Origin of the sequence: Microcoleus sp. Pol14D4 (genome assembly GCF_036701245.1) — a bacterium.
Taxonomy (GTDB): domain Bacteria; phylum Cyanobacteriota; class Cyanobacteriia; order Cyanobacteriales; family Microcoleaceae; genus Microcoleus.
This window is the reverse complement of sequence record NZ_JAUBQM010000125.1, coordinates 1-10,246: the sequence shown is the minus strand read 5'-3', so window position 1 is coordinate 10,246 and position 10,246 is coordinate 1. Positions and strand designations below refer to the sequence as shown.

At 42.5% G+C, this 10,246-nt stretch carries 3 protein-coding genes; all 3 read left to right on the top strand.

Translation table 11 applies throughout. From position 1 onward, the window contains the following. A partial coding sequence (locus tag QUA33_RS26495; protein WP_333152538.1) for an AAA family ATPase occupies positions 1–6,156 on the top strand: 6,156 nt, incomplete at its 5' end. A 127-nt stretch (positions 6,157–6,283) separates the two neighbouring features. After that, a complete protein-coding gene (locus QUA33_RS26490; protein ID WP_333152536.1) occupies positions 6,284–9,001 on the top strand; it encodes an ATP-binding protein in 2,718 nt (905 codons plus the stop codon). A gap of 13 nt (positions 9,002–9,014) precedes the next feature. After that, a partial coding sequence (locus tag QUA33_RS26485; protein WP_333152534.1) for a response regulator occupies positions 9,015–10,246 on the top strand: 1,232 nt, incomplete at its 3' end.

Here is a 10,246-nt window from a genome sequence, read left to right as displayed (position 1 = left end):
GTTGTCATCAAACTACTGCGAAACGAATACCCCAATTTCAACGAACTTGTCGGGTTTCGCAATCAGTACACCATTGCCAAAAATCTTAACTTCCCCAGTATAGTTAAACCTCTGACTCTAGAAGTCTATCACAATAGCTATGCCTTAGTCATGGAGGACTTTGGAGGGATTTCCCTATCTAATTATCTCCATATCGCCACTGATAAAAACCAACCTGCTAAATCTTTATCTTTAACAGAATTTCTCAACTTGGCACTGCAACTAACAGACATTCTCCACTATCTTTACCAAAACCGAGTCATTCACAAAGATATTAAACCCGCTAATATTCTGATTAATCCCGACACTAAACAAATAAAAATAATTGATTTCAGTATTGCATCTCTGCTACCACGAGAAACTCAAGAAATTCAGAATCCACACATCCTTGAAGGGACATTAGCCTATCTCTCTCCCGAACAAACCGGACGAATGAATCGGGGTATTGACTATCGTAGCGACTTTTATGCCCTCGGTGTCACTTTTTATGAATTATTGACAGGACATTTACCATTTATCTCTGATGACCCGATGGAACTGGTGCATTGCCATCTCGCCAAAGAGTCAATACCGATACATCAAATTCATCCAAAAATCCCCATAGTTTTATCGCATATAGTTAGTAAATTGATGGCAAAAAATGCTGAAAGCCGCTATCAAAGTGCATTAGGATTAAAACATGATTTAGAAATTTGTTTAGCTCACTTAGAAAAAACTGGTAACATTGAGGCTTTTGATTTAGGACAGGAAGATATTACAGACAGGTTCCTGATACCAGAAAAACTGTACGGTAGAGAAAAAGAAGTCGCTAGTCTATTAGCTGCCTTTGAAAGAGTCAGCACAGGCAGTACAGAAATGATGCTAGTAGCAGGTTTTTCTGGAATTGGTAAAACCGCAGTCGTGAATGAAGTTCACAAGCCAATTGTCCGACAACGTGGCTATTTCATCAAAGGCAAATACGACCAGTTCCAGCGCAATATTCCCTTAAACGCATTTGTGCTAGCATTCAGGGATTTAATGGGGCAATTAATATCAGAATCAGATGCTCAGTTACAAATATGGAAAAGCAATATTTTGACAGCAGTTGGCGACAATGGACAAGTCTTGATTGATGTAATTCCCGAGCTAGAACGCATCATTGGTAAACAGCAAATAGCACCAGAAGTATCGGGAAGTGCCGCCCAAAATCGCTTTAATCTGCTGATGCAGAAATTTGTGCAAGTATTTACGCAAGCCGAACATCCTTTAGTAATGTTTTTAGATGATTTGCAGTGGGCAGATTCGGCATCCTTGAAATTGTTGCAACTGTTGATGGAAGATACGGGACATTTATTGGTGTTAGGTGCTTATCGAGATAATGAAGTGTCTCCTACTCATCCATTTATTTTGACGGTGGATGAGATTATTAAATCCGGAGCAACGGTGAATACAATTACTTTGGCTCCTTTGCAAAAAGATGACATTAATCAATTGATTTCAGATACTCTTAGTTGCGGATCAGAGATTGGCCAACCTCTGAAAAAACTGGTGTATCAAAAAACTCAAGGTAATCCCTTTTTTGCTACGCAATTCCTGAAGGCTTTACATGACGATGGGCTGATTACTTTTGAGCCCCCTGTGTCCCCCACCCCCCTTTTATCCCCCCTTACCAAGGCGGGACAGACGGGGGTACAAGGGGGGTGGCAGTGCGATATTGCTCAAGTGAAAGCCTTGGCAATTACTGATGATGTGGTAGAGTTTATGGCACTGCAATTGCAGAAAATGCCGTTTCCTACTCAGGAAATGCTTAAATTAGCCGCTTGTATTGGGTCCCAGTTTGATTTAGCTACTTTGGCAATCGTCAGTGAAAAGTCGGCGGAAGTTGCGGCTACTGCTTTATGGAAATCTTTGCAAGAAGGTTTGATTATTCCGACTACGGAAGCTTATAAGTTCTTTACTCAATCTGATAATGAGTCGGTTTGTAGTGCAGCGGCTAATCCGACTTATCGGTTTTTGCACGATCGCGTCCAGCAAGCTGCCTATTCTCTGATTCCGAACGATCGCAAGCAAGCAACACATCTACAGATCGGTCAACTACTTTTAAGAAATACTGTTTTGGCAGAGCGTGAGGAAATCTTATTCGAGATAGCCAATCAACTAAATCGCGGTCGCTACTTATTAAACGATCCAGAAGAAAAGGAAAGATTGAGCCAATTAAACTTATTGGCAGGACGAAAAGCTAAAACTTCTACGGCATATACTGTTGCCTGTGAGTATATAACTACTGGCATGGAATTATTGAAAGAAGACTGTTGGAATATTCAATATGAATTATGCTTTGCGCTCCACAAAGAACGGGTTGAACTTGAATATTTGAATGGCAATATTGAAGCATCACAAATCTGGATAAATCGCACTCTCGAACGGACAAAAAATGCCCTAGAAAAGGCAGAAATTTACAACTTGGCAATTATTCAATATACCCTACGAGCTGAGTATCCAGAAGCTATTGCTGCGGGGATTAAAGCTTTATCGTTGTTTGGTATTGATATTACCGATGAGGATTTTGAGGTGGTACGCGATCGCGAAATTGCGACTGCTCAAGCCATCTTAGAAAGCCGAGGGATTGCTTCTCTCAGCGATTTACCCATGATGACCGATCCTGAGAAAAAAATGGCTACAAAGTTAGCTATTGCTATGGGCCCGCCCACCTATCGATCGCATCAGCGTCTGTGGTCAGTCATTTGTGCCAAGGCTGTTAATTTGTGTTTGGAGTATGGTAATACGCCTGAAATAGGCTATATTTACCCAGCCTACGGTGGCTTACGTGGTTATGCTTTAAATAACTATCAAAATACAGGTGATTTAATCGATTTAACGCTGCAATTAATGCCCAAGTTTAATAATAGTTCGGCTGAAAGTGTAGCCTATTTAATGATTGGTAGTTCTCTCCGTCATTGGTCTCACCCTCTTAAGTTAGCCAGCCAAGATTACCAAAAATCCTATCAAATTGGTTGGGAATCAAGCAATTTACAATATGCTGCTTATGCTTTTGGACACAATATGTACTGTCGTTTTTACCAGGGAGTAGAACTGAATGAATTAGAGGCAGAAATTAATCAATCGCTGGCTTTTGCTCAACAGCAAAAAAATCAATGGTCTATCGATCTACTAACTGGTGGTCAAATGCTTGTAGCCAGGTTGATAGGAACAAAAAATTGGTCGCAAACTATAGAAAATGAGTATCTCCAACGCTGCCAAAAACATAAAAACTGGCAAGTTATCTGTATTTATACTATTCTTAAAAGCCAAATCCTCTACCTCTGCGATTGCCCAGAGTCAGCTTTAGAATCTGCCGAGAAAGCTGAAGCTGAGATTGTTAATGTTGCTCCCCAAGGCTTACTTCCCTATGCCAGACATCGCTTTATCTATGCTCTACTGTTATGCCAACATTACGATCGAATACCACAGGCGAAACAATCCGATCTGTGGCAAAAGTTGATAGAGTATAAACAGCAATTAGCTGTTTGGGCGCAAAACTGCTCGGAGAATTTTAGCGCTGCCTCTGAGCTAATTTCAGCAGAAATGGCGCGTCTTTCTGGAGATAAATTATTGGCAATTGAACTGTACGATCGCGCCATTTCCCTCGCAAAAGAGCATCAATTTATCAACGAAGAAGCACTAGCTAATGAACTTGCAGCCAAATTCTATCTCAATTGGGGTAAAGAAAAAGTCGCTCAAGCCTACATGATTGAGGCCTATTACTGTTATGCCCGATGGGGCGCCCAAGCCAAAGTTGCTGATTTAGAACAACGTTATCCTCAACTTCTCGATCCTCTCCTTCAGCCACCCCAATGGTCTACCTCTTTCAAGGAAAATCTTACCCTGGAAACGATGGCTTATAACCGTTCTTCTAGCACAGCCTCGGAAGTTCTAGATTTGGCAACTCTGCTCAAGGCATCTCAAGCGATTTCAGGGGAAATTGAACTCGATAAACTCTTGACTACTCTGTTACAAATAGTGATGACAAATGCTGGGGCAAGTAAGTGTGCCTTACTGCTAAAAAAAGATATTGAGTTACAAGTAGCAGCCTTTGTGGAAGAGGGACAAGAACCGCAGCTATTACCACCCATTCCGCTAGAATCAAGTCAGAATGTGGCGATCGCTTTGGTGAATACTGTTAAGCGGAGTTTGAGACCTCTGGTACTGGTTGATGCTAGGTTATGTACTGAGTTTTCTGGAGATAGTTACATTGAAAAACACCAGCCTAAAAGTGTGCTTTGTAGTCCAATTCTAAATCAAGGTAAGTTGATTGGGATTTTATATTTGGAAAATAATCTGACAATTGGAGCATTTACAAGCGATCGCGTCGAACTGCTCAATCTGCTCTGCTCCCAAGCAGCAATTTCCCTCGAAAATGCCCGCCTCTATCAACAGTCACAACAAGCTTTGACAGAACTCCGTGCCAGCGAAGCCCGCTTCCATAAGATGGCTGACAATATTCCAGGGATGGTCTTTCAATTCCAGTTGGCTGCTGATGGTGCTAAGTCTATAACCTACGCAAGTTCTGGTTGCATCGATCTGTATGAAGCTGAGTCAGAAATGGTTATGGCAGGAATCATCAATGTCTTCGATGCAGTTTATGTCGGCGATATCGCTGATGTTGAACAAGCAATTACCAAATCTGCCCAAACCCTGACCCCATTTAATCATGAATGGCGCAGTGTCACCCCGTCCGGCACGATAAAATGGGTGCAAGCGATATCCCAACCAGAACGACGAGGCGATGGGTCAACTGTATGGGATGGTGTTGTCTTTGATGTGAGCGATCGTAAACGCAGCGAAGCTGAATATAAAGCTGCGGAAGCAGCCCTGCAAATTTCCGAACAGAACCTCCGCACTATCTTCAACAACGTCAGTAGTGCCATCATAATTCACGATCTGCATGGCAAGGTACTCGATGTTAATAATCGACTGTTAGAAATGTTTGGTGTGGAGCGAGAGCAAGCGCTGCAATGCTCGATCTTGGATGACTATTCTACACCGGATAATCCGTTCTATCTGCTAGAAGACTGGTGGAGAAGGGTCTTAGCCGGGGAAACGATTCAATTTGAGTGGAATGTCAGAAAAATTGATTCTAATACAGTCTTTGAGGTCGATGTCACCCTCAACCGCATCATCCTCGATGGCAAACCAGTGATTCTTGGTAATGTGGTGGATATTAGCGATCGCAAACGCGCCGAAAATGAACGTCAACAAAAGTCAGAAGCTTTAGAAAAGACTTTACGAGAACTTCAACAAGCTCAAATCCAACTTATCCAAGGTGAAAAAATGTCAGCATTGGGTAACTTAGTCGCTGGTGTCGCTCATGAAATTAACAACCCTGTCGGCTTCCTGACTGGCAACATTACCCCTGCCTTAGATTACATTAACGATTTGTTTGGATTGATCGATCTAGTGCAACAAAAATATCCCCAACTAGAGCCAGAGATTGAAAAACAAATCGAAACCATTGAGCTTGACTACATCCGGGAAGACTTACCCAAGTTAATTGAATCGATGCAAGAAGGCGTGAAGCGAATTCAAGACATTAGTATTAGTCTGCGGACATTCTCGCGTGCAGATAGCGATCGCCCCGTAGCCTGTAATATTCACGATGGCATTGATAGCACAATTATGATCCTTAAACATCGTCTGAAAGCAAGCGACACTCGCCCCGAAATCCAAGTCATTAAGGACTATGGCAATATCCCAAAAATCGAATGCTATGCCGGACAATTAAATCAGGTATTTATGAATATTTTGGGGAATGCGATCGATGCTTTGAATGAATTAAATATTGGACGGAGTTTTGCCGAAATTAAAGCCCATGCCAATCAAATTATCGTCAAGACCGAATTATCTCGCGATAGAAAACAGGTAGTAATTCGGATTAAAGACAATGGTATTGGCATGAGTGAAACGGTGCGCGAGAAAGTTTTTGATAATTTATTTACTACTAAGAGTGTAGGGAAAGGAACAGGATTGGGATTAGCGATCGCGCGTCAAATTGTAGTAGAAAAACATCACGGACAAATTAAAGTTGATTCTGTCCCTAGCGAGGGGAGTGTGTTTTCGATCACTATCCCTGTCATCTAAGGGAATATAATAGAATTCAATATTAGATCAACCCATTTGAAATACTACCCAATTAACGATTGCAAAACATGAGGCTGGCTCACGTTATTTGGGTAAATTTCCAAGTGAACCATTATCTAGGTATAACATGAATCCAAATAAAACCATACCTTTAAGACTTGTGCTAGTAGTTCCGTTTGTATTGCAAGTCTTTGCCGCCGTCGGACTGACTGGCTATCTGTCCCTGCGAAATGGACAGATAGCGGTCAATGATGTTTCTAGTCAGTTGCGTGAAGAGATCGGCGATCGCATTAACCAGCAAGTCCTGAACTATTTGGAAAGACCTTATATTGCTGGACAAGCGATTGTCGCGGCTGCTCAAGAGGGGCAGTTAGATTTAACAGATGTCACCAAACTGGAACGGACTTTCTGGCGGTTGGTTAGCCAAGGTACGATCGAATATATGCAAATTGGCGTGGCTGACGGTACGGGTATCACCGTAGACTATACACCCGATGAGGGCATCAATTCTCGTGTCGGGAGCAAAGAGATTTTTCCGCAGCGCGAAATCTACAGGCTGGACGATCGAGGTCAACGGATCGCCCTGATAGAAACTCAAGCAAATTTTGACCCCCGAACTCGACCCTGGTATAAAACTGCACAGAAAGCTAGAAAACCAGTCTGGACATCTCAGCCCTACTTAAGTTACTCGCTTAAATTGGTGACAATTTCTCTATCTCAGCCAATCTATGACAACAATCGAGTATTGTTGGGAATTCAAAACAGTAACTTTCGGATTAGCAAGATTCATACCTTTCTCAGTCAGCTAAAGGTGGGTCAAACAGGACAAACCTTTATCATCGATCGATCGGGCAACTTGATTGCCAGTTCAACGATCGAAAATCCTTACATTATTGATCTTAAAAAAAAGGATTTGCAACAAATTCCTGCCGTAAAGTCTGAAAGTTCTGTAATTAGTGCCACAGCGCAAGCAATCCTCGATCGATTTGGTAACTTTAACGCCATTACACAGAGTCAACAGCTTGATTTTTGGCTGGCAAATCAGCATCAGTTAGTTCAAGTTTCAGCCATTCGAGACGAACGAGGTATCGATTGGCTCAGCGTCATTGTGATGCCCGAATCAGACTTTATGGCACAAATTGATGCCAACACGCGCACCACAATTTTACTCTGTTTGGGTGCATTGGGTTTGGCAACTATTCTAGGCATCTATACTTCTCGCTGGATTACCAGTCCGATTTTGAAATTACAAAAAGCAAGTGAGGCGATCGCATCTGGCTCTCTTGACCAAACAGTGGCAGTTAAAGGGATTGATGAATTAGAAGCCCTGGCTGGTTCCTTTAACCAAATGGCAGGACAATTGCGAACTTCCTTTACAGAACTAGAAACTCGTGTAGAAGAACGCACCGCCGAACTCACTATTGCCAAAGAAGCTGCCGATAATGCCAACCAAGCCAAGAGCGATTTCCTCGCCAACATGAGCCACGAACTTCGCACACCTCTCAACGGGATTCTCGGCTATGCCCAAATTCTCGAACGTACCCAAACTATACCCGAAAAAGAACGGCATGGTGTAAAAATCATCCACCAATGCGGCTCTCATCTACTAACATTAATCAACGATATTTTAGACCTTTCCAAAATCGAAGCCCGCAAACTAGAACTTACCTCCAAAGCCATTCACTTGCCATTTTTCCTGCAAGGAGTAGTAGAAATCTGTCGAGTTCGTTCAGACCAAAAAGGTATCGAGTTCATTTATCAACCAGATACAAACTTACCCACAGGAATTGTAACTGACGAAAAACGACTCCGCCAAGTGCTACTCAATCTCTTAGGAAATGCGATTAAATTCACCGATAAAGGCAGCGTGACCCTCAAGGTAGAAGTGATAGAATCAAATGCAGCGATGCCATTGCCTCAGCTTAAATTTCAAGCGATCGATACAGGAGTTGGCATCGCATCTGACCAAGTAAACAAACTATTCCAAGCATTTGAACAAGTAGGCGATCGCAAACGCCACGCGGAAGGCACAGGCTTAGGTTTAGCCATCAGTCAAAGAATTGTGGAATTGATGGGCGGAAAAATTCAAGTTGAAAGCCATCTGGGAATAGGCAGTAACTTCTACTTTGAACTAGCATTGCCGATCTCCACCGACTGGGCACAAAAAAGTTCAGTCAAAGACGGGCGCACAATTATCGGCTATGAAGGGCCACCGCGCCACATATTGATCGTGGATGACCGTTGGGAAAATCGGTCAGTATTGGCGAACCTGCTAGAGCCTCTAGGGTTCACATTTACTGAAGCAGAGAACGGTCAAGAAGGCTTAGAAAAAGCTATAGAAAAACTGCCAGATTTAGTTATAACTGACTTAGCGATGCCAGTAATGGATGGCTTTGAAATGCTCAAAAAGTTACGAAAATTGGAGGATATCAAGCATTTACGGGTGATCGTATCTTCGGCATCGGTGGCAGAAATAGACCAGCAGAAAAGCTTAGATATGGGTGGAGATGACTTTCTGGCCAAACCCGTTGATGCAGAGGAGTTGTTGACTTTGCTTGCCAAACATTTACAACTCATCTGGAAATATCATGTAACTGAGTTAACAACAAGCAATAATGAAGTATCCACGAAAGAACTAATTCCCCCATCGGCGGCGGACTTGCAAATTTTACTAGAACTGGCACAGGATGGCTTCCTCATAGAATTGGCAGAAACCGCCGCTCAAATTGGGCAAAAGGATCAGCGCTATCAGCCCTTTATTCAGCAAGTAATACAATTAGCTAAGCAATTCCAAACTGAGAAGATCGAGGAATTAATTCAAGAACATCTCACTAATAATAGTTAAAAGTTGGATGGCTATGACTATGACCATAGGTTTAACTGGCTTAATTTTAATTGTTGATGATACTCCCACAAATTTGGATGTCATCTCGGAAGCGTTGAGTAATGCGGGGTATAAGGTGGCGATCGCTACCAGTGGCGAACGCGCTCTGCAACAAGTTGAGCGGCGACCCCCCGATCTGATTTTACTGGATGTGATGATGCCGGGAATTGATGGATTTGAAACCTGTCAACGCCTTAAAGCTAATTCCAAAACTTGCGATATTCCAGTTATGTTCATGACCGCTCTGGCTGATGTAGACAACAAAATTAAAGGGCTTAACCTTGGTGCAGTAGACTACGTTACCAAGCCCTTCCAAGAACAAGAAGTGTTAGCGCGAGTGAAAACTCATTTACAGTTGCGTCTCTTGACTCAAAACTTAGAAGAGCAAGTGGCTCAAAAAACTGCTGAATTAAAAGCAGCTCATATCCAAGTCATTCAACGCGAAAAATTGTCTGCTTTGGGCAACTTGGTGGCTGGTGTTGCCCACGAAATTAATAACCCCGTTGGCTTTCTTTCTGGCAATATTCAGCCCGCTTTAGACTACATCAAAGATTTGTTTGGATTGCTGGATTTAGTTCAGCAAGAATCTGCTAATTTCAGTGTAGCAATTCAAGAGGAAATTGAAGCGATTGACCTCGACTACATCCGTGAAGACTTACCTAAGTTAGTTGGCTCGATGCAAGAAGGAGTAAACCGGATTAAAGACATTAGCATCAGCTTGCGGACATTCTCGCGTGCTGATAGCGATCGCCCCGTTGCCTGCAATATCCACGACGGGATGGATAGCACAATTACGATCCTAAAACATCGCCTCAAGGCAAACGACACTCGCCCTGAGATTCGGGTAATTAAAGATTATGGTGATTTACCGGAAGTAGAATGCTATGCAGGACAGATCAATCAGGTATTTATTAATTTGTTGGCGAATGCGATAGATGCTTTAGAAGAATCAAATACGGGACGTAGTTATGCTGAAATCAAAATTAATCACAATCAAATTATTATCAAGACTGAATTATCGGCAGATCGGCAGAAAGCAATAATTAGTATCAAAGATAACGGTATTGGCATGAGTGAGACGGTGATGGAGAAGGTTTTTGATGATTTATTTACAACTAAAGGTGTGGGTAAAGGCACGGGGTTGGGATTGGCGATCGCACGGCAGATTGTAGTTGAGAAACACGGCGGTACAATCGAGGTAAATTC

Excerpts from the sequence above, each read along its gene's own strand:
- QUA33_RS26490 (WP_333152536.1), top strand. The coding sequence starts at position 6,284 with ATGAATCCAAATAAAACCATACCTTTAAGACTTGTGCTAGTAGTTCCG.